We start from the raw sequence: 20,088 nt of genomic DNA on the forward strand, positions 1-20,088 counted from the left end.
GAGAGTCATGCCAACCATCTGGACTTACTTGCGTGCAGCGGCCGTCGTAGTCGGTTCGTCCGCAGCCCTACTCACGGGCGGTATCGCCCACGCCGACCCCGTGCCGGCTCCGCCGATCCCCAACATTCCGCAGCAGCTGATCAGTTCGGCAGCCAACGCGCCCCAAATCCTGCAGAACCTCGCCACCGCTCTCGGCGCGACCCCGCCGGCCGCGCCGGCCGCCCCCGGCATCACCTTCCCGGGTGTTCCGTCGGCCGCCACGCCGTCCCCGGCGAATTCCGCGGCGATCCCGTCGATCCCCGGGCTGGCCCAGGCACCGACGCCTTCCGCCCCGTCGACGGCGCAGGGCCTGCAGGGGTTGATCCCCGGCCTGACGCAGCCGGCGCCCGCCGCCCCGGCCACGTCGTCCATTCCCGGACTGCCGGCCATCCCGGGCCTGTCGACGCCGACTGCCCCGGCCACCCCGCCGACCCCGCAGATTCCGCAGGCGAAGGTCGACATGCCCGCGTTCCTGCCCAACCTGCCGGTCAACATGCCCGCGCAGATGACCCTGCCGCAGGACCTGCCGGCGCTCGCTGGGGCCCCGGCCGCGCCGGCCGCTCCGGCGACACCGGCCGCACCGGCCACCGGGGCCAACCCGGTCGCTCCGCTGCTCGCCGCCCTGCCCTGAGTAATTAGCCAGACAGCAACGCCAACCCCCTACTGACCGGAGGACACACCGTGGCAACCACTTGGAATTTGTCCAAAGGATTGGCCGCTGTCGTGACGGCATCGGCTGCCGCGTTCGGGTGCTGCCCGAGCGCGGCAGCCGACCCGGCGACACCGCAACCGAATTCGACCCAAGAACTCCCGGGCCTACCGGCGCTGTCGCAGCTGAGCCCGATCATTCAGCAGGCCGCCACCAACCCGGGGCAGGCGACCCAGCTGCTCATGGCGGCGGCGCAGGCCTTCAGCCACAACCAGGGTGCGCCCGGCGAGTCCCGGAACGTGGCCCAGTCGGTGAACCAATTCCTGACGATGCCGGCCACGCCGGCCGAGCCGGGCGCGGCGCTGCCCGACGGCGCGCCGGTGCCGCACGTCCCCGCGGCGGGCGTCGAACCGGGTGCGCAGTCGCACCTGCCCACCGGCATCGACCCCGCCCACGCGGCCGGTCCGGGACCGGTCGCCGCCCCACCGGCGGGCGTGCAGCCGGGCCCCCAGGCCCACTTGCCGGCCGGGATCGACCCCGCCCATGCGGCGGGACCCGGGCCGGCCGCGGCCCCGTCGGTCGCGGCGCCGCCCGCTTCGGCTCCGGCGCCCGGCACCGTGACACCCGTCGCGGCGCCCGTGCCGGCGCCCCCGGCACCCGTCGCGGCCCCACCGGCCCCCGCTCCGGCGCCGGACGCCGCATCGGCTCCCGCGCCCGCCTCCGCACCCGCGGCGGCTCCCGGGTTCGGTCCCGATGCCCCGCCCACGCAGGACTTCATGTATCCCTCGATCGGCACCAATTGTCTGGCGGACGGCACCAGCGCGATCGCCACGGCGCTGTCGGTGGCGGGCCCGGCGAAGATCCCGACACCCGGCCCAGGTCCCGGGCAGACCGCCTACGTGTTCACCGCGGTCGGCACTCCTGGGCCCGCCGAGGTGCAGAAGCTGCCGTTGAACGTCACCTGGGTGAACCTCACGACGGGTAAGTCGGGGACGGTTGCGCTCAAGCCGCGCACCGATATCAACGCCGACGGGCCGACGACGCTGACCGCGATCGCCGACACCGGGTCCGGCAGCATCATGTCGACCATTTTCGGGCAGGTCACCACCAAGGAAAAGCAGTGCCAGTTCATGCCCACCATCGGCTCCACGGTGGTGCCCTAGACCGGCGCTGTCCCCCGCCCTGAGCGCGCGTGTTCCCCACGGGGGGCACGCGCGCTCGCGTCTGGCCAGCGGCTAGTACGCCAGGAACAGGATCGAATCGCGGTCGTACTCGAGACCCGGATGATCGCTGGCGAGATGAGCCTGGGTCAGCTCGACCAGCTCGTCCTCATCCTTGCCGACGATGGCTTCCCCGCACGGACACGTCAGGTGCGTCTTCACGTTCCCGCCCTTCCCTTCTGGTCACCAACTACTTCGCTGCCTTGGCAGCAGCCTTCAACTGCTTTTTGTAGGACCGGACCTTGCCCATCGACTTGGCGTCGACGATGTCGGCGACGGAAATGTGGGTGCCGGCCTTGCCGAACTGCCCAGCCGCCTCGCGCCAGCCTTTCGGGGTGACGCCGTACTGCTTGCCCAGCAATGCCAAGAAGATCTGCGCCTTGACCTCGCCGAACCCGGGCAGCCCCTTGATGCGCCGCAGCAGCTCCTCGCCGTCGGGGTCCCCGGCGGTCCACAACCCGGAAGCGTCGCCGTCGTAACGGTCCACGATGATCTGGGCCAGGGTCTGGATACGCTTGGCCATCGATCCCGGAAACCGGTGTATCGCAGGCTTTTCCGAGCACAGCGCGGCGAACTTGTCGGGGTCGTAGTCGGCGATCTCGGCGGCGCTGAAGCCGCCCATCCGGTCCGCGATCTTCTTCGGCCCAGCAAAGGCGGTCTCGAAGGGCACCTGCTGATCAAGAACCATCCCGATGAGCAGGGCCAACGGATCGTCGTCCAGCAGCGCGTCGGCCTCGGGATCTTGCGCGAGCCAAAGTTTCACCGTCAACGACCAACCTTTCCGCTAATCACCCTAAGACCGATGAGCCGTTGTTGGGAGACTACTCACCCGACCACCGCGTTATCGTGACGTGGCGGCGGATGAGGCCCGATTGGGGCTAATGCTGGCCCGCGACGAACTGCATGCGCTCGTCACCGCCTATTGCCGGGCCGTCGACCGCGCCGACTATGAAACGCTGCGCAACCTCTACCACCCCGAGGCGACCGACTCGCACGGCTCGTTCTCGACGGGTGGCGTCGAACAGTTCATCGCGCAGCTGCCGGCGGCCGAACCGTATGTGCGAGTCTCGCAGCACAACGTCACCACAACCAACCCACCCCAGCACGTGCGGCAGCCTGCGCGGCAAAGCGGGCCGGGCCGACCCCTCGATCGGCGTGTTCACGTCACCCATGAGCGGAAAGCCGTTGGGCGACAACGACTAACATCCGATCCTCACCCGCTCTTGCGGCGGAACTCGCGCCGGTTCTCGACCGGGCCGTGCGCCCGCGACTGCTTGCCGCCGCTGTCCTTGTGGTCAGACCCGCCCGACGACTTGGCCAGCTTGCGGTCCAGGGCCTCGCGGAACTTGCGCTTGGTGTCGTCGTCCGATTCCGGCGCCTCGGAGGACTTCGATTCAGCCATAGCGGCAGCCTAGCCTCCGATGGCCCGATTCGGCGGTTACCGCACCCCGGGCGGCATGCCGTACACGTGCGAGATCGGCAGGGTCAACAGCACCCGCCGATCGGTGACCATCGCCTGGCGGTATTCGTCCCAATCCGGGTGTTCCCCGGCGATGTTGCGGTACAAGGCAATCAGCGCCTCGACGGTGTCGTCGCCCGGGTCGGCCGCCGGCGGTGTCAGCGTGGCCGTGCCCTCGGCCACCGCATAGGACCACCCGTCGTCGGCGTCGACCAGGATCGACGCCCGCGGGTCGCGGCGCAGGTTGCGGGTCTTGGCCCGCGGCTCGGTGATCGACACCCGCACGGCCAAGTCACGCGGGTCGAAGTGGTAGCTGACGTTGGATAGCTGCGGTCGGCCGTCACGTTTGATGGTCGCCAGCACGCCGAGGGAGTTTCCACTGATCACGGCCAGCAACTTGTCGTCGAAAACTTGGCGTCCCATCCCAGCAGCCTACGTCGCGCGGCCAGCGACCGGTCCCGGATCGCGCCGGCACGGGCCGCCCTGGTGAAATCGGATCATGACCAACTACGCGGCGTTCCTGCGCGGAGTCAACGTCGGCGGCGTCAACCTCAAGATGGCCGAGGTGGCGGGCGCGCTGACCGCTGCGGGTTTCACCAACGTGCGCACCATCCTGGCCAGCGGCAACATCCTGCTGAAGTCGTCCGCCCGCGCCGCGGGAGTGCGCAAGAAGGCCGAAGCCGCGCTGCGCGACGGTTTCGGCTACGACGCGTGGGTGCTCGTCTATGACCTCGAAGCGGTACGCGCCGTCGTGGACGCCTACCCCTTCGAGCCCGAGGTCGACGGCTACCAGTCCTACGTCACGTTCGTCGCCGACGACGCGGTGCTCGACGAACTCGTCGCCCTCGGCGAGAAAGCCGGTCCCGACGAGAAGATCAGCCCGGGCGACGGCGTGATCTATTGGCAGGTGCCCAAGGGTGCCACCCTGGACAGCACGATCGGCAAGACGATGGGCAAGCCCCGCTACAAGTCGTCGACGACGACACGCAATCTGCGCACGCTGGCCAAAGTATTGCGCTAAAGCGCTGCGCGACAAGCCGATTGGGTTCAGTCATCCGGCACGTTGGTGAGGTAGCGCATCGCGTCGGACTTGGTCAGCCCCAGCGCGCGGGCCACCTCGACGTACTCCTTGGCGGCGGCCGCCATCGCCGCGTCGGTCGGGTCGAAGCGGGAGATGAAAGTGCCGAAGCGCCCCCGCGTTTCGACGATCGCCGCCGACTCGAGTTCCCGATAGGCGCGGGCCACGGTGTTCGCCGCGACCCCCAGCTGGCCGGCCAGATCGCGCACGGTCGGAAGGCGGGTCCCGGGCGGCAGCGCGCCGGCGCGGACGCCGTCGATGACTTGGGTCCTGAGCTGGTCGAACAGCGGCCTGCCTGCCTTCATGTCGACCTTCAGCAAATCCCGCAGCTCCACCTCTTCAGTATGTCCCAAGCACCGCTATCTTTGTGGGATGCGAATAGCGGTGCTGAGCGGCGCGGGGATCTCCGCGGAGAGCGGGGTGCCGACCTTTCGCGACGACAAGAACGGGTTGTGGGCCCGCTTCGATCCCTACGAGCTGTCCAGCACACAGGGGTGGCGCGACAATCCCGAGCGGGTGTGGGGCTGGTACCTCTGGCGTCACTATCTGGTCGCCGACGTCGCGCCCAACGCCGGACACCACGCCATCGCGGCCTGGCAGGACGGTGCCGAGGTCAGCGTCATCACCCAGAACGTCGATGACCTACACGAGCGCGCCGGGAGCGTGCCGGTCCACCACCTGCACGGCAGCCTGTTCGAATTCCGTTGCGACCGTTGCGGTATGCCGTATACCGGCGCGCTGCCCAAGATGCCCGAACCAACACTCGAGGTGGAACCCCCGGTCTGTCATTGCGGCGGCCTGATCCGCCCCGACATCGTGTGGTTCGGTGAGCCGCTGCCCGATGGACCGTGGCAGTCCGCCGTCGAGGCGACCGAGGCCGCCGACGTGATGGTGGTGGTCGGAACGTCGGCGATCGTCTACCCGGCCGCCGGGCTCCCCGAGCTGGCGCTGTCGCGCGGCACGGCCGTCATCGAGGTCAACCCCGAAGTCACCCCGCTGTCGCGGCACGCCACGATCAGCATCCGCGAGACGGCCGGCCGGGCCCTGCCCGGGCTGCTGCAGCGGCTGCCCGCCCTGCTGAAATAGCCCCGCCGCAATCAGGGCCGGCGGGCGCGGCCCAGCAGGAGTTCCGACACCGGCATCGGCGCCCACGCCGGCAACGTGAACTCGCGCCGCGAAACGTCGACTTCGAATCCGGCGTCGATGATCTCGCGCTCGGTGTCGCGGTGGGTGTGACAGTTGCCGAACAACCGGGGCCACAGCGTCGCGTCGGCGAACCGTTGCAGGCGGCCACGCGCGCCGGCGCTCGCCACGTGCTCGAGGTACCGCAGCTCCCCGCCCGGGCGCAGCGCGGAGTACAGCCGCCGCAGCACACCGCCGGGGTCGCGCACCGAGCACAACACCAGCGAGCACACCACCGCGTCGAACGGCTCATCGCCGCTGAAGCCCTCGGCCGTCTCGTCCATCACCACGACGCGGGCCGGCACCACCTCCGCCGTCGCGCGCGCCTGGGCCGCCAGCCGCGGCTCGGGCTCCATGGCGACCACCTCGTGGACCGACTCCGGATAGTGCGGAAAGTTCGTCCCGATGCCCGCCCCGACTTCCAGCACCCGCCCCGACAACCCGGCCAGATTCTCCCGGCGAAGGGCGCGTATCGCCTCCGTTTCGTGGCTGGCGACGACGGGCCAGATGCGTGCGAAGAACGGGTTGTCCACCGCCGTTGTCATACAGGTCAACCTTCCGACTCTTGGCCAAAGAAATTTAGGTCTTACCGACGGATCGGTCGGCGCGTCAACCGATATTGGGCACCGGCTCCCCCAGCGGTTTGCCGTCGACCGGGACCGGCTCGGGGTGGCCGGTCTCGACCGCCCCGCCCTCGTTGATGCCGAACCTGTCGTGCAGCCACGCCAGGGGCTTGGGCGCCCACCAATTCCACCGGCCCATCACATGCATGAAGGCCGGCACGACAACCATCCGCACCAGCGTGGCATCGGCGAAGACGGCGAGCACCAGGCCGAGGCCGAACATCCGCATGAACGAGACGTGGGCGGCGATCAGCGCGGCGAACGACATCGACATCACCAGCGCGGCCGCCGTGATCACACGGCCGGTGCGGGCGACGCCGAGCGCCACGCTCTCGTCATTGGCGGCGTGCGCCGCCTTCGCGGTCGGCCTGGCCGGCCGTGCCGCCCCGGACGCCAGCCAGTACTCGCGGATGCGCGAGAGCAGGAACACCTCGTAGTCCATCGACAGTCCGAAGGCGATGCAGAACAGCAGCACCGGCATGTTGGCGACCAGCGTCCCGCTCGGCGTCGTCCCGAGCGCGCCCAGGTGCCCGTCCTGGAAGATCCAGACCAGCGCGCCGAACGCCGCGGTCAGCGACAGGAAGTTGCAGACCAGCGCCTTGGCCGGCAACAGCACACTGCCGGTCAGCAGGAACAGCAACACGAACGTGACCGCGGCCATCAGCCCGAGGACCAGCGGAAGCAGGTCCGTGACCGCGTCGACGCTGTCGCGGTTGACCTGGGCGACCCCGCCCATCATCACGGATCGGCCCGCCGGTCCCGGCACCTCGTGCAGCCGCTCGAGCTGGGTGTCGTTCGCCGGGGAGAACAGCGGGGCCGTGCTGCTGACGGTCAGAAAGGCGCTGCCGTCGGCCAGCCCGGTGGCCCCGGCCGGGGGCCCGGTCCGGTTGCCGCCGACGAACGTCCCGCCGGGGGCCGACACCGCCGACACGTCGGGCACCCGCGACAAGTCGGCCGCGTAGCGGTCGAGGTCCCCGGGTCCGAGGCCGCGCGCATCGGGGACGACGATCGGCACGGCCGTCGCGGAGTCGTGCGCGAAATCGTTGCGCAGTTGGTCACCCACCTGATGCGACGACGCCGAACGCGGCAGCACCCGGTCGTCCGGAAAGCCCCACTTGACGCCGATGAACGGAGACCCGAGCAGGAGCAGCAGAGCGACGACGGTCAGGCCAATCGGGGCCCAATGGCGCATCACCAGCTTGGTCGACCGGTACCAGAACAGCTGCTCAACGGGCTTGGGCACCGGCTCGGGTCGCTGGAAGACTCTCCGCATCAGCCGGCGCGCGTCGAGCGCGTCCAGGCGTGGACCCAGCAGCACGATGGCGGCCGGGGTTATCACGATCGAGGCGGTCGCGACGAACGCGACGGTCGCCACCCCGGCGTAGGCGAACGACTTGAGGAAATACATGGGGAACGCCACGGTCGCCGACATCGACAACGCGACGGTGACCGCGGAGAACAACACCGTGCGCCCCGAGGTAGCCATGGTCCGGATCAGCGCCCGCTCCCGGTCGCTGCCCTCGGCCAACTCGTCGCGGTAGCGGCTGACGATCAGCAGGGTGTAGTCGATGGCCAGCGCCAGGCCCAACGCGGTGCTCAGGTTCAGCGCGAAGATCGACACCTCGGTGGTGAACGTGATCAGCCGCAACACCGTCATCGACCCGACGACGGCCAGCGCGCCCAGCGCCATCGGCAACGCCGCGGCCAACAACCCGCCGAACACCCAGATCAGGATCAGGAAGCTCAGCGGCAGCGCGATCATCTCCATCACCAGCAGGTCGGCCTGGTTCTGCGTGTTGATCTGGGCGTACTGCATCGCGGCGCCGCCCGCGCGGACCGTGACGCCGTCCCGGTCGTGGATGAATTGGTCGGCGACGGTCTCGGCGTTGCCCTGCGCGTGGTTCTCGCCGCCCTTGAGGTTGACGACAAGCAGGCCGGTCTTGCCGTCGCGGCTGATCAGGTCTGCTGCGGCCTGCGGGGGCACGGTCCACGGTGACGTCACGTTGTAGACCAGCGGGGACTTCTGCAGCTGGGTGACGAGGTCGGTGCCGACGCTGCGGGCCTGTTCGCTGCCGGTGCCCCCGGCCGCGGTCACCAGGATCAGCATCTGCTGACCGCTCTGCCCGAACTTGTCGGTCAGCACCGCAATCGCGCGGGCGGACTCGGAGTCCGGATCCTGAAAACCTCCAGGCGACAAGCTCTTGGCGACCGGGATGCCGAAGACCGCGACGGCGATGAAGACCAGGACACTGACTGCGATGATGCGCCGCGGCGCCGCGATGGCCACCCGGGCGATCCCCTGCAGCATGTCGAGCCCTTCCGCCGCCGGTGCTGATCGCGCTGGCCGCTGGCCTTTCCGCGTCAACGTAACAAACGCTAGTTTTCACGCGTCAAACAGATTCCTTCTTAGGCACGGGGGCGCCGGGAAGACGGTTCAACGCGGCGCTTAAACCCCGGCGACGTTAAGAGTCCGGACAGAAAATTGTGCGGCAAGTGAGCAGGTCAGGAGCCTGAACGCCGCGCTAGAGCGCCTACAACCTACCGGCGGGTAAATTGCCATCATTTTCCGAATCGTGACTCAAAGATTCCTTAATGGTGGCCCATACGCTCAGTGTCATGTGGATCGACGACACAAGTGCCGACGTCATCAAAGTTGACTTCGAAGCCCTCTACCACGGCGACGTACTGGTGGAAGGCGAAACCTCGGAGCAGTTCGACGAACTGCAAGCGGCGAGCTGAGCAGCGCCATGAGCATGCTCGCACGGCTGTTGATGGCCGAACCCGCTGTCAGTCGATGGTTCCGACGATAAGTTCTTTCTCCTTGACGAAAGCCCCCCGCGACGCGCGGGGGGCTTTCGTTTTCAATAGCGTTTCGATGGCTTTTCGATGGCCTTTCAATGCCTTTCGATGGCCTCTAGCGGGGCGCCATGCGGATGGCGCCGTCTAGGCGGATGACCTCGCCGTTGAGCATCGGGTTCTCGATGATGTGCACCGCGAGCGCACCGTACTCGTCGGGGTCCCCCAGCCGGGCCGGGTGCGGAACCTGCTTGCCGAGCGAGGCCTGCGCCTCCTCGGGCAGCGAGCCCAGCAGCGGGGTCTTGAACAACCCGGGGGCGATGGTCACCACGCGGATCAGCTCGCGCGACAGGTCGCGGGCGATCGGCAGCGTCATGCCGACCACGCCGCCCTTGGACGCCGAGTAGGCGGCCTGGCCGATCTGGCCCTCGAACGCCGCCACCGAGGCGGTGTTGATGATCACGCCGCGCTCCTCACCGAGCGGCTCCGTCTTGGCGATGCGCTCGGCGGCCAGCCGCAGCACGTTGAACGTTCCGATCAAATTGACCCCGACCACCTTCTTGAACGCGTCCAGCGGGAAAGGGCCGTCCTTGGACAGGGTCTTGATGGCGTTGCCGATGCCCGCGCAGTTGACGTTGATGCGCAGCGGACCCATCGACTCGGCGGTGTCCAGCGCCTTGCCGACGGCGGCCTCGTCGGTGACGTCGGCCTGCACGAAACGGGCACGTTCGCCGAGCTCCTGGACCGCCTCTTCGCCGCGCAGGTCGATGACGACGACCTGCGCGCCGGCGTCAAGCAGCCGCTTGGTGGTGGCCAGGCCCAGGCCTGAGGCGCCCCCGGTGACGACGGCGACGGCGTCTTTGATCTTCATTGAGAGTCCTTTCTTCACGAGTCCAGCCAACCAGTTGGTTGGGGACTATACCCAGTCGGCGAGCACCGCTTGCACGTCGGGCAGCGGCGCGGTCGGCGGGCGGGGCACGTCCGGGGTGGTGCGGGAGAACCGCGGTGCGGGCGACGGCTGCCGGCCGCCGTCCACCTCGCAGAAGGATTTGCGCTCGGTGATGTGCGGTTCGGTGTGCACCTCGCCGAATGCCAAAACCGGGGTCACGCAGGCGTCGGAATCGGCGAAGACCTTGGCCCAGTGGTCGCGGTCGTGGCCGGCGAAGGCCGCCGTCAGCGCGGCGCGCAGCTCGGGCCAGCGGCTGACGTCGTTCTGCGCCGGCAGGTTCGCCGCGTCCAGGCCGAGCCCCGCCAGCATGGCCGCGTAGAACTGCGGCTCGATGGCGCCGACGGCGACGTAGCGACCGTCGGCGCACTGATAGGTGTCGTAGTAGGGCGCGCCGCCGTCGAGCATGTTGGTGCCGCGCACATCGGTCCACATCCCGAAGTCGCGCATCTGCCACATCATCTGGGCCAGCACGCTGGAGCCGTCGACCATCGCGGCGTCGACCACCTGACCCTTGCCCGAAGTCTGCCGCTCCCACAACGCGGACAGGATGCCGACCAACAAGAACATCGAGCCGCCACCGAAGTCGCCGACCAGGTTCAGCGGCGGCACCGGCCGCTCGTTCGCCCGGCCGATGGCGTGCAGGATCCCGTTGAGCGAGATGTAGTTGATGTCGTGGCCCGCCTGCTGACTGCGGGGGCCGGATTGTCCCCAGCCGGTCATCCGGGCGTAGATCAGCCGCTCGTTGACCTTCGCGCAGTCCTCAGGGCCCAGCCCGAGCCGCTCGGTGACACCGGGCCGGAAGCCCTCGATCAACACGTCGGCCTTGGCGACGAGCTGGAGCACGACGGCGCGCCCCTCGTCGGACTTCAAGTCGACGGTCACCATCCGCCGGTTGCGCAGCATGGCGTCCTTGGCGCCCCCACTCGGCCCGGTGGACGGCCGATCGATGCGTACCACGTCGGCGCCCAGATCCCCGAGGATCATCGCCGCGTGCGGGCCCGGCCCGATGCCGGCCAACTCGACGACCCGAAGCCCCTTCAGCGGTCCAGCCACGATCTACCGACCTTTCGTCTGCCCGACGCCCGTTGTTGTTGTTGGCATCTTCGCAGCCGCGTTCGACGGGCGTGCAGCCCGGTCACTTAGGGTGAGCCCATGCCCCGATCCGCGATCGACACGCTGGCGCCCGTCGCAGGCCTTTCCGTCACCCTGTCCGACGGCGTGCTGTCGGTGACCATCGACCGGCCGGACAGCCTCAATTCCCTGACCGTGCCGGTGATTACCGGCATCGCCGACGCGATGGAGCGCGCCGCCACCGACCCGGAGGTGAGGGTGGTGCGCCTGGGCGGTGCGGGCCGAGGGTTCTGTTCCGGCGCGGGTATCAGCGCCGACGACGTGTCCGAGACCGGGGCCCCGCCGGACGAGATCGTGCTGCAGATCAACCGGCTGATCCGGGCGATTGCGGCCGTGCCGCACCCCGTGGTGGCCGCGGTACAGGGACCGGCGGCCGGCGTGGGGGTTTCCCTGGCGCTCGCCTGTGACATCGTATTGGCCTCGGAGAGCGCGTTTTTCATGCTCGCCTTCACCAAGATCGGCCTGATGCCCGACGGCGGCGCGTCCGCGCTGATCGCCGCCGCCGTTGGCCGCATCCGGGCGATGCACATGGCGTTACTGCCCGACCGCCTACCGGCCGCCGAGGCGCTGTCCTGGGGTCTGGTCAGCGCGGTCTACCCAGCCGACGAGTTCGAGGCCGAGGTGGACAAAGTGATCGCGCGGCTATTGGCGGGCCCCGCGGTCGCTTTCGGCAAGACGAAGCTCGCCATCAACGCGGCCACGCTCACCCAGCTGGATCCGGCCCTGCAGCGCGAATACGAGGGCCAGGCCGTCCTGCTGCGCTCACACGATTTCGCCGAGGGCACAACCGCTTTCCAGCAGCGCCGCACGCCGGACTTCACCGATCGCTGACGCTATGGCGCTTACGGGCGGCCAAAGCCGGTAATCCTCCCCCGCGTCGGGTCGAATAATTCCGAAGGCGACGAACGGAGATTCCATGGCTGGACAGCTGCGTTGTCTCGTGACCGGGGCGACCGGCTACATCGGCGCCCGGTTGGCGCCGCGACTGCTGGACGAAGGTCACCGGGTCCGCGCCTTGGCCCGCAACCCGGCCAAGCTGGAGGACGTGCCGTGGCGGCAGCGGGCCGAAGTCGCGCGCGGCGATCTGGGGGACGTCGATTCCCTGATCGCGGCTTTCGACGGGATCGACGTCGTCTACTACCTCGTCCACTCGATGGGCACGTCGACGGATTTCGCCGACGAGGAATCCCGTGCGGTCGGCAACGTGGTGACGGCGGCGCGACGCACTGGCGTGCGGCGCATCGTGTACCTGAGCGGGCTGCATCCCGAGGGCGGCAAGCTCTCGCCGCACCTCGAGTCGCGAGCGGCGGTCGGCGACGCGCTGATCGCCTCGGGCATCGAAACCGTCGTGCTGCAGGCGGGTGTCGTGGTCGGCTCGGGATCGGCTTCGTTCGAGATGATTCGGCACCTCACCGACCGGCTGCCGGTGATGACCACGCCGAAATGGGTGCACAACAAGATCCAGCCGATCGCGGTGCGCGACGTGCTGTACTACCTGGTTGCCGCGGCCACGGCGCCGGTCCCGTCATCGCGCACCTGGGACATCGGCGGACCCGACGTCCTGGAGTACGGCGACATGATGCGCGTCTACGCCGACGTGGCGGGGCTGGGCAGGCGCTATCTGATCGTGCTGCCGTTCCTGACGCCCACGATCGCCAGCCTTTGGGTCGGCACCGTGACGCCGATCCCGCCAGGGCTGGCGCGGCCGCTCATCGAATCGCTGGAGTGCGACGCGGTGATGCGCAACCACGATGTCGACGGCATCATCGAGCCGCCGACCGGCGGCCTGACCGGCTATCGCCGGTCCGTCGAACTGGCGCTTGACCGGGCCGCGCGGGGCATGCCGGAACCCTCGTGGTCGTCGTTGCGGTCCGAACCGGCCGAGGCGCTGCCCAGCGACCCGGACTGGGCGGGCGAGATCGTCTACACCGATGTGCGCACCGCCGAAACCGCGGCCGAACCCGCCAACGTGTGGCAGGCGGCGGAGAACGCCGTGGATGGGCGGTCGGGTGGTTGGCGGGTCGAGGAGCGCGCGGCGGGGACCCTGCTGCGGCTGCGCTCCACCAAGCGGGCGCCGGGACGCGAGTGGCTCGAGATCGCGGTCACGCAGCGGGACGGCCGTGGCAGTCGCTACACCCAACGATCCATCTTTTTGCCGCGGGGCATTCCGGGGCGGGTGTACTGGTTCTTCGCGCGGCCCGCCCACAACGCCGCGATGCGCGCCCTCGCCCGCCGGGTCGTCGATTCGGCCCGGTAGCCGGCGTCAGACGCCGAACATCGGAGGCAGCGCGAGGACCATGATCAGCCCCCACACCAGGTGGGTGAGCACCGGCGCCAGGACACCGCCGGTCGCCCGGCGCTCGAACGCGCACACCGTCCCCAGGATGACCGCGGCGAATCCGAGCATCGGATTGCCACTGGCCAGCGTCGCGATCGTGTAGAGGACCGTCGAAATCAAGACGGGGTGAAACCGGCCCAGGGCCGTATAGAGCGCGCCGCGGAAAAACACTTCCTCGGCGACGCCGTTGATGAGCGTGATGGCCACGATCACCGGATACCACCCGTGGTGGGCGTATTCCAGCACCCGGGTGATGAGCTCGGCAATGGGTGTGATCTCCCGGGCGATGAGCCCGCCGACCAGGAAGACCCCGCCGAGCAGCAGGCCGATCCCCGTGCCGGTGATGACCGGCCGCTGATTGCGGCCGCGCCAGCAGATGCCACCCAGATGCAGCGGGCCGGAGACGAACCCGCCGACGACCCACACCCCCGCCAGCGCCAAGGTCAGCCAGTAGAAGCTCGAATCACCCGGGTGGCGCCGCAACGAAAACGCGAGCACCGCGGCACCGATGACCACAGTGATGGCCACGATGACCCGCCGACGCCGCACCACGGCGGGCGATTCGTGATGCGGCACAGCCACTTTGGTGAGCGCCCGGCGCAGCTCGGACAGCGTGCCGCGGGACGGGGCGGTTGACTGGCTCATGCGGGACGCACCTTCGGGGTCAAGGCGATCAGGAGGTCAAGGCCGGTGCGCAGCGCTCCGGCCAGCGGGCCCGGAACCAGGTTGACCAGTCCCAGAGCCGGCCGCACGATCGGTGGGGTGAGCCGCCGCGCGAGGTGGCGGATGCGCCGCGCGTCCCCGCCGGCCCACACGGGGTCGGTGTTGGCCAGGTGATGGGGATCGGCCAGGGCGTTGACCGGGGACGGGCGATGCGGCTGATCGGCCAAGGCTAGGGCAATCGCGTCCCGAATGCCGAGCAACCCACCGGGCGGGTCGGGCACTCGAATCCGAAGGTCGCTCTCGGACGCCACCATCGGATGATCGAGCGACTCGACCAGATCACCGGCCAGCCCCGGCGGCACCGGCAGCGCGACCCCGGTGACCAGTGACGCCAACGCGGTATCGACCCTGCCGACCGGCAACCCCGCGTGCCATCTCCCGGAGATCCGCGCATACGTTTTGAGCAGCTCCCGGTAGGACGTGGTGTCCGGGCCGGCGATGTCGTACGCCCCCGGCGGCAACAGGTCGGGATCGGCCGCGACGACCAGGTAGTGCAGCACGTCGCGGATGGAGATCGGGTCGATCGGGTTGTCCATCCAGCTCGGGAGGGGCAGGAGCGGGAATCGGTCCCCGACGTAGCGCATCATCTCGAACGAGGTGGAGCCGGCGCCGATGATCATCGCGGCGCCCAGCCAGACCAGCTCCGGGCCGTCCGGGACCCTCAGGGCGCCGGCCACCTCGGCGCGGCTGGTCAAGTGCTCGGACAGCACCTCGTCGGCGGGGACGAATCCGCCCAGGTAGACGATCCGTCGGACACCGGCGTCCCTGGCCGCCGCGGCCACGTTCGCGGCTGCGGCCTTGTCGGCATCGCGGAAGCCGGGTTGCCCGATCGCGTGCACCAGGTAATACACCACGTCAACGGGGGCGGCATCGGCGAAGGCCGCTCGCGTCGACCCGGGATCGGCGGCGTCGAGGGTCACCGGCGTGACGTCGTCGAACCATCCGAACCGCCTGAGTCGCTCAGGGTTTCGGGTGGCGGCCACGACGTGGTGCCGGTCCGCCAGCAGCGCCGTGACCAGCCGCGATCCGACATATCCGGTGGCGCCGGTTACGAGGATCCGCATACCTTTCAACCTAGCCCGGCGACGATGAACGCAAACCTGGCGGGCACGGTCCGGTGACGGCGACCCGCTTTTCGGGCCGGAATTTCACCATGCCGTTACGCTCGCGGATGTTGAACCCCCGCGGCGGCGGCACCGTAACCGGTATGAGACATCGGAAAAGATAGTGGAGACATGTATTACCTGCTGGTCCTGGTTGTCGGCATCGAACGCGTCGTGGAGCTGGTGGTCTCCAAGCGCAACGCGCGGTGGTCTTTTGCCCAGGGCGCCAAGGAGTTTGGGCAAGCGCACTACCCGGTGATGGTGGTGCTGCACACCGCACTGCTGGTCGGCTGCATTCTCGAGCCGTGGGCGCTGCACCGCCCGTTCATCGGATGGCTGGGCTGGCCGATGCTGGCGGTGGTGGCACTCAGCCAGGGGCTGCGCTGGTGGTGCATCACCACCCTGGGCCCGCGGTGGAACACCCGGGTCATCGTGCTTCCGCAGGCACCGCTGGTGCGCCAAGGTCCCTACCGCTGGCTGCACCATCCGAACTATGTTGCAGTGGTGGCTGAGGGGGTGGCGCTGCCATTGGTGCACACGGCGTGGCTGACCGCGGCCGTTTTCACGCTCGCCAACGCGGTGCTGCTCAAGGTGCGATTGCAGGTCGAGAACTCCGCTCTGGGCTACACGTGAGCGACTTCGACACCGATCTCTTGATCGTCGGCGGCGGGCCGGGCGGCCTGGCCACGGCGTTACACGCTCGGCAGCAGGGACTTTCGGTGATCGTCGCCGACCCGCGCGAGGGTCCCATCGACAAGGCGTGCGGTGAAGGTCTGATGCCCGGTGGGCTGGCCGAGCTGACGTCCCTCGGCGTCGACCCGGCCGGCATGCCCTTTCACGGCATCGCCTACGTGAGCGAACACCGCCGCGCCCAGGCGCGGTTTCGCAACGGCCCGGGCCGCGGCGTGCGTCGCACCACACTGCACGCGGCGCTGGCCGCGCGCGCCAAAGAGCGAGACACCGAATGGCTTCGGGCGCGGGTGACCACCGTGCAACAGGACGCTCACGGTGTGACGGCCGCCGGCGTGCGCGCGAGATGGTTGGTGGCGGCCGACGGACTGCACTCACAGGTCAGGCGGGCCGTCGGGATCACGGCGACGGCCGGAACGCCGCGACGCTACGGCGTGCGCTGGCACTTCCAGGTGCCGGCGTGGTCGGAGTTCGTCGAGGTGCATTGGTCGCGCTGGGGCGAGGCATACGTGACGCCGGTGGAGCCCGAGCTGGTGGGCGTGGCGATCCTGTCGCGCGGCCGGCCCGAGCTGGCCTGGTTCCCCGGCCTGGCCCGCCGGCTCGGCGACGCCGCCCGCGGCGACGCGCGCGGTTGCGGCCCGCTGCGCCAGGTGGTCTCCCGCCGGGTCGCGGGGCGCGTGCTGTTGGTGGGCGACGCGGCGGGCTACGAGGACGCGCTGACCGGTGAGGGCATCAGCCTGGCGGTGAAGCAGGCTGCCGCGGCCGTCACCGCCATCGTCGACGCGGCGCCTTCGTCGTATGAGCTTGCGTGGCAACGGATTACCCGCAACTACCGGCTGCTCACCCGCGCGCTGGTGCTGGCGAGCGCGCCGCCGATCGCGCGCCGCGCGATCGTGCCGGCGTGCACGCTGCTGCCCGGCGCGTTCCAGCGCGGGGTGAACGTGCTGGCGAGCTAGGCCATTATTAGCGGGCCTTCCAGACCGGCTCGCGCTTCTCGGCGAACGCCAGCGGCCCCTCCTTGGCGTCCTCCGACCTGATCAGGCTGCGCATCTCCTCCATGGTCCGCGCCCAGCCCGCCTCTTCGTCGGTGATGACACCGTCGTCGACGCCGTAGGCGATGCGCTTGCTGGCCCGCACCGACAGCGGCGCGTTCACCGTCACCCGCGCGGCCAGCGCCAGCGCGGCTTCCAGCACCGTACCCTCCCCGGCCACCTGGTTGATCAGGCCCCATTCGAGGGCGTCGGCGGCGGTGATCGGCTCGCCGGTCAACAGCAGCTCCATCGCCACCTTGCGCGGCAGCTGCTGCACGATCCGGAAGACGCCGCCGGCGGCGGCGATGAGTCCCCGCTTGACCTCCGGCAGCCCGAACCGGGCCCGCTCGTCGGCCACCACCAGGTCGCTGGCCAGCGCCAGCTCGGTGCCGCCGCCCAGTGCGGTGCCGTTGACCGCCGCGATCGTGGGTTTGTCGATGAAGTGGCGCACGTAGCCGGCGAAACCCCACTCGGGACGGTGGGGGTGGTAGATGTTCTCGCGACGCGAGACCGCCTTGAGGTCGGCTCCTGCGCAGAACGACTTGTCGCCGGCGCCGGTGATCACCACCGCCCGAACCTCCCGATCCCGTTGGGCTTCTTCCAGCGCGTCGCCGACGCCGATGCTGACGGCACCGTTGACCGCGTTGCGGGCTTCCGGCCGGTTGATGGTGATCACCATGACGTTGCCGCGGCGCTCGGTCAGCGCGCCGCGCGCCGCGGTGTCGACGTCCGTCACAACAATTCCACGATGGTGGCGTTGGCCTGGCCGCCACCCTCGCACATGGTCTGCAGGCCGTAGCGAATTCCCTTGTCCCGCATGTGGTACAGCAGCGTCGTCATGATCCGGGCGCCCGAGCCGCCGAGCGGGTGCCCAAGCGCGATAGCGCCGCCGTTCGGGTTGAGCTTCTTCTCGTCGGCGCCGATGTCTTTCAGCCACGCCAGCGGCACCGGCGCGAACGCCTCGTTGACCTCGTAGGCGCCGATGTCGTCGATGGACAGGCCGGAGCGCTTCAGCACCTTCTGGGTGGCGGGAATCGGAGCGGTCAGCATGATCACCGGGTCGGCGCCCGCCAGCGTCGCGGTGTGCACCTTCGCGATCGGCTTCAGGCCGAGTTCCTTGGCCTTCTCGGCCGACATGAAGAGGATCGCGGCCGAGCCATCGGAGATCTGCGACGAGTTACCCGCATGGATCACGCCGTCTTCCTTGAACGCCGGCTTCAGCGACGCCATCTTTTCCATCGGGGTGCCGCGACGGATGCCCTCGTCCTTCAAGACCACGTTGCCGTCCTGGTCCTTGATCCCGACGATCTGGTCATCGAAGGCGCCGGAATCCTGTGCCGCGGCAGCCTTTTCGTGTGAGCCGAGGGAGAACTCGTCGAGCGCGGTGCGGTCGAATCCCCAGCGCTCGGCGATCATCTCGGCGCCGATGCCCTGGTTGGGGATCTGGCCCTCGTAGCGGTCCAGGAAGGACTTCGGGTACGGCCGCCCACCGTTGGCCAGCGACGAACCCATCGGCGTGCGCGACATCGACTCCACGCCGCCGGCCACGACGACGTCGTAGTGGCCGGCCACCACGCCGGCGGCCGCGAAGTGGATCGACTGCTGGCTCGAGCCGCACTGGCGGTCGACGGTCACGCCGGGGACGGATTCCGGCCAGCCGGCCGCCAGCAGCGCGGTGCGGCCGATGTCGAGGGCCTGCTCACCGGCCTGCATCACGCAGCCCCAGATCACGTCGTCGACGAGGCCGGGGTCGACGCCCGCCTTGTCCACCAACCCATTGAGCACTTGCGCCGACAGGTCCACCGGGTGCACCCCGGACAACCCGCCATTGCGCTTCCCGATCGGTGAGCGCACTGCCTCGACGATGACGGCTTCTGCCATGGTGGTGTCTCCTTTGACGCTAAGACCTCAGGTGTTGGGGAAATCCGAACCTTGCCTCGATTGTCAGCCAACGCGTTGGGAGGGCGCGGGGCGGGGTGCTCTTGGGTGGGCTCAGGCCTCGACACCAGCTCTTCGGCACCATGTCATGCGCAGTCCATTTTTCCGCGGGCCTCGGCGACGTAGCGTGCCCCGATGTGAGCACCCCTTCACCGGGCCCCGGCTGGTGGCTGGCATCGGACGGCAAATGGTATCCCCAGCAGTGGGAGAGCACCTTCGTCTCGTACACGAACGAATCCCTGCAGGCCGTGCTGGACGAGGCCAACCGTCTGACGCAGGCCTACGGACAACAGGGCTGGGAGATCGTGGGGTCGTCGGTGCAGCGCACCCAGGTTGCCCACCGCTTCAAGGACTATGACAAGGGCGGCGACCACTACTTCGAGTGGAGCATCGTCTGCACGTTGAAGCGGCCCGTCGCACCCGCCTGACCCTCGCCGAGATTGCCGCCATGGTCGCGATTGAACCCAAATCCGCAGCCGCGACGGCAATCTCGACGAGCTGATCCTTAAACGACGGGATAGGCGACCGATTTGATCTCGGTGTACTGGTCGAACCCGGCCACGCCGTTCTGCCGGCCCACCCCGCTGTATTTGTAACCGCCGAACGGAGTGTCAGCACCGTACGGTGCGCCGCCGTTGACGCCCATGAAGCCGGCCCGGATCCGGCGGGCGACCGCCAGCGAGCGCTCCAGCGAGCCCGACATCACGTTGCCCGCCAGACCGTACTTGCTGTCGTTGGCGATCCGGATGGCGTCCTGCTCGTCGTCGAACGGAATGACGGCGAGCACCGGGCCGAAGATCTCCTCCTGGGCGATCGTCATGGAGTTGTCGACGTCGGTGAAAAGCGTTGGCCTAACGTAGAAACCCTTGTCGAAGCCGGTGGGCGCGTCGGGCCCGCCAACGAGCGCCGTGGCGCCCTCTTCGACACCCGTGCGGATATAGCCCATCACGCGGTTCCGCTACGACGAGGGCGTGGAGATCCTCAAGAGCATCTACGAGAACGTCACGTGTGGTGACCCGCAGGACCCCGGGACCCTGTGCGGTCCGGTGATCTCGGAGGTGCAGCGGAACCGCGTGATGGGCTATATCCGCACGGGTGTCGAAGAGGGCGCCACGGCGCTCGTTGGCGGGCCCGACGCG

The 20,088-nt window shown here is 69.1% G+C and carries 24 protein-coding genes and 2 pseudogenes; 12 read left to right on the forward strand and 14 right to left on the reverse strand.

The genetic code is table 11. The features are described 5' to 3' along the window. Positions 1–7: 7 nt before the first annotated feature. Entirely contained in the window at positions 8–670 is a 663-nt protein-coding gene (locus A5695_RS23150) for a hypothetical protein (protein ID WP_068087872.1), read from the forward strand. Positions 671–702: 32 nt separating this feature from the next. Beyond that, complete coding sequence (locus tag A5695_RS23155) at positions 703–1,851, forward strand: hypothetical protein (RefSeq protein WP_197515600.1); 1,149 nt, start codon at positions 703–705, stop codon at positions 1,849–1,851. 72 nt (positions 1,852–1,923) lie between these two features. Here A5695_RS23155 and A5695_RS23160 read toward each other — a convergent pair whose 3' ends face one another. Both A5695_RS23160 and A5695_RS23165 read right to left on the reverse strand, forming a co-directional pair. Next, positions 1,924–2,070, reverse strand: a complete 147-nt coding sequence (locus A5695_RS23160) for a DUF1059 domain-containing protein (RefSeq protein ID WP_068087877.1) — start codon at positions 2,068–2,070, stop codon at positions 1,924–1,926. Between the two features lie 28 nt (positions 2,071–2,098). Then, entirely contained in the window at positions 2,099–2,671 is a 573-nt protein-coding gene (locus A5695_RS23165) for an HhH-GPD-type base excision DNA repair protein (RefSeq protein WP_068087879.1), read from the reverse strand. A gap of 118 nt (positions 2,672–2,789) precedes the next feature. On the opposite strand from A5695_RS23165, the pseudogene A5695_RS29885 reads away from it, so the two are divergent. After that, positions 2,790–2,933 (forward strand): annotated as a pseudogene (locus tag A5695_RS29885) (nuclear transport factor 2 family protein); the annotation flags it as partial. Positions 2,934–3,121: 188 nt separating this feature from the next. Here the strand turns inward: A5695_RS29885 and A5695_RS23175 are convergent. Next, positions 3,122–3,310, reverse strand: coding sequence for a DUF5302 domain-containing protein (locus A5695_RS23175; RefSeq protein WP_067755834.1), 189 nt, complete (start codon positions 3,308–3,310; stop codon positions 3,122–3,124). 36 nt (positions 3,311–3,346) lie between these two features. Further along, the gene (locus tag A5695_RS23180) at positions 3,347–3,790 is read right to left on the reverse strand and encodes a PPOX class F420-dependent oxidoreductase (RefSeq protein WP_068087886.1); all 444 of its coding nucleotides are present in this window, start codon (positions 3,788–3,790) and stop codon (positions 3,347–3,349) included. Between the two features lie 76 nt (positions 3,791–3,866). Here A5695_RS23180 and A5695_RS23185 point away from each other — a divergent pair, with 76 nt between their 5' ends. Continuing rightward, a complete protein-coding gene (locus A5695_RS23185) occupies positions 3,867–4,388 on the forward strand; it encodes a DUF1697 domain-containing protein (protein WP_068087893.1) in 522 nt (173 codons plus the stop codon). 26 nt (positions 4,389–4,414) lie between these two features. Here the strand turns inward: A5695_RS23185 and A5695_RS23190 are convergent, their stop codons facing one another. Then, a complete protein-coding gene (locus tag A5695_RS23190) occupies positions 4,415–4,780 on the reverse strand; it encodes a GntR family transcriptional regulator (protein WP_066951550.1) in 366 nt (121 codons plus the stop codon). 37 nt (positions 4,781–4,817) lie between these two features. Here A5695_RS23190 and A5695_RS23195 point away from each other — a divergent pair, with 37 nt between their 5' ends. Next, entirely contained in the window at positions 4,818–5,531 is a 714-nt protein-coding gene (locus A5695_RS23195; protein ID WP_068087896.1) for an NAD-dependent deacylase, read from the forward strand. An 11-nt stretch (positions 5,532–5,542) separates the two neighbouring features. Here A5695_RS23195 and A5695_RS23200 read toward each other — a convergent pair whose 3' ends face one another. Next, positions 5,543–6,172 carry a bifunctional 2-polyprenyl-6-hydroxyphenol methylase/3-demethylubiquinol 3-O-methyltransferase UbiG gene (locus tag A5695_RS23200; protein WP_068087902.1) on the reverse strand — a complete coding sequence of 210 codons (630 nt, stop codon included), beginning with the start codon at positions 6,170–6,172 and terminating at the stop codon, positions 5,543–5,545. A 64-nt stretch (positions 6,173–6,236) separates the two neighbouring features. After that, complete coding sequence (locus tag A5695_RS23205) at positions 6,237–8,558, reverse strand: MMPL family transporter (protein WP_068087910.1); 2,322 nt, start codon at positions 8,556–8,558, stop codon at positions 6,237–6,239. A gap of 308 nt (positions 8,559–8,866) precedes the next feature. On the opposite strand from A5695_RS23205, the gene A5695_RS30070 reads away from it, so the two are divergent. Beyond that, positions 8,867–8,989 (forward strand): hypothetical protein, encoded by a 123-nt coding sequence (locus A5695_RS30070; protein WP_003878506.1) that lies wholly within the window; start codon positions 8,867–8,869, stop codon positions 8,987–8,989. 175 nt (positions 8,990–9,164) lie between these two features. On the opposite strand, the gene A5695_RS23210 is transcribed toward A5695_RS30070, so the two are convergent. Then, complete coding sequence (locus tag A5695_RS23210) at positions 9,165–9,917, reverse strand: 3-hydroxyacyl-CoA dehydrogenase (RefSeq protein WP_068087913.1); 753 nt, start codon at positions 9,915–9,917, stop codon at positions 9,165–9,167. 45 nt (positions 9,918–9,962) lie between these two features. After that, the gene (locus tag A5695_RS23215; RefSeq protein WP_068087916.1) at positions 9,963–11,048 is read right to left on the reverse strand and encodes a CaiB/BaiF CoA-transferase family protein; all 1,086 of its coding nucleotides are present in this window, start codon (positions 11,046–11,048) and stop codon (positions 9,963–9,965) included. Between the two features lie 99 nt (positions 11,049–11,147). Here A5695_RS23215 and A5695_RS23220 point away from each other — a divergent pair, with 99 nt between their 5' ends. Both A5695_RS23220 and A5695_RS23225 read left to right on the forward strand, forming a co-directional pair. After that, entirely contained in the window at positions 11,148–11,957 is an 810-nt protein-coding gene (locus A5695_RS23220) for an enoyl-CoA hydratase (protein ID WP_068087918.1), read from the forward strand. Between the two features lie 85 nt (positions 11,958–12,042). Beyond that, on the forward strand, positions 12,043–13,383 hold the full coding sequence (locus A5695_RS23225) for a DUF2867 domain-containing protein (RefSeq protein WP_068087919.1): 1,341 nt from the start codon (positions 12,043–12,045) through the stop codon (positions 13,381–13,383). Between the two features lie 6 nt (positions 13,384–13,389). On the opposite strand, the gene A5695_RS23230 is transcribed toward A5695_RS23225, so the two are convergent. Then, on the reverse strand, positions 13,390–14,109 hold the full coding sequence (locus A5695_RS23230) for a CPBP family intramembrane glutamic endopeptidase (protein WP_068087920.1): 720 nt from the start codon (positions 14,107–14,109) through the stop codon (positions 13,390–13,392). Beyond that, positions 14,106–15,251, reverse strand: a complete 1,146-nt coding sequence (locus tag A5695_RS23235; RefSeq protein ID WP_068087925.1) for an NAD(P)H-binding protein — start codon at positions 15,249–15,251, stop codon at positions 14,106–14,108. Before A5695_RS23235 ends, A5695_RS23230 begins: the two co-directional genes overlap by 4 nt. A gap of 171 nt (positions 15,252–15,422) precedes the next feature. On the opposite strand from A5695_RS23235, the gene A5695_RS23240 reads away from it, so the two are divergent. Beyond that, positions 15,423–15,923, forward strand: coding sequence for an isoprenylcysteine carboxyl methyltransferase family protein (locus A5695_RS23240; protein ID WP_068087927.1), 501 nt, complete (start codon positions 15,423–15,425; stop codon positions 15,921–15,923). Then, positions 15,920–16,936 (forward strand): NAD(P)/FAD-dependent oxidoreductase, encoded by a 1,017-nt coding sequence (locus tag A5695_RS23245; protein WP_068087929.1) that lies wholly within the window; start codon positions 15,920–15,922, stop codon positions 16,934–16,936. Before A5695_RS23240 ends, A5695_RS23245 begins: the two co-directional genes overlap by 4 nt. Positions 16,937–16,943: 7 nt before the next feature. Here the strand turns inward: A5695_RS23245 and A5695_RS23250 are convergent, their stop codons facing one another. Next, on the reverse strand, positions 16,944–17,747 hold the full coding sequence (locus A5695_RS23250; protein ID WP_082946258.1) for a crotonase/enoyl-CoA hydratase family protein: 804 nt from the start codon (positions 17,745–17,747) through the stop codon (positions 16,944–16,946). Beyond that, positions 17,744–18,892 carry a thiolase family protein gene (locus A5695_RS23255; protein ID WP_068087934.1) on the reverse strand — a complete coding sequence of 383 codons (1,149 nt, stop codon included), beginning with the start codon at positions 18,890–18,892 and terminating at the stop codon, positions 17,744–17,746. Before A5695_RS23255 ends, A5695_RS23250 begins: the two co-directional genes overlap by 4 nt. A 194-nt stretch (positions 18,893–19,086) precedes the next feature. On the opposite strand from A5695_RS23255, the gene A5695_RS23260 reads away from it, so the two are divergent. Further along, positions 19,087–19,377 (forward strand): hypothetical protein, encoded by a 291-nt coding sequence (locus tag A5695_RS23260; RefSeq protein WP_068087936.1) that lies wholly within the window; start codon positions 19,087–19,089, stop codon positions 19,375–19,377. 77 nt (positions 19,378–19,454) lie between these two features. Here the strand turns inward: A5695_RS23260 and A5695_RS23265 are convergent. Then, positions 19,455–19,904, reverse strand: a pseudogene (locus A5695_RS23265) (aldehyde dehydrogenase family protein); the annotation flags it as partial. 16 nt (positions 19,905–19,920) lie between these two features. Here A5695_RS23265 and A5695_RS28005 point away from each other — a divergent pair. Continuing rightward, the coding region (locus A5695_RS28005) for an aldehyde dehydrogenase family protein (RefSeq protein ID WP_304442352.1) at positions 19,921–20,088 on the forward strand (168 nt) is incomplete at its 3' end.

This window comes from Mycobacterium sp. E1747, from assembly GCF_001667775.1.
Taxonomy (GTDB): Bacteria; Actinomycetota; Actinomycetes; order Mycobacteriales; family Mycobacteriaceae; genus Mycobacterium.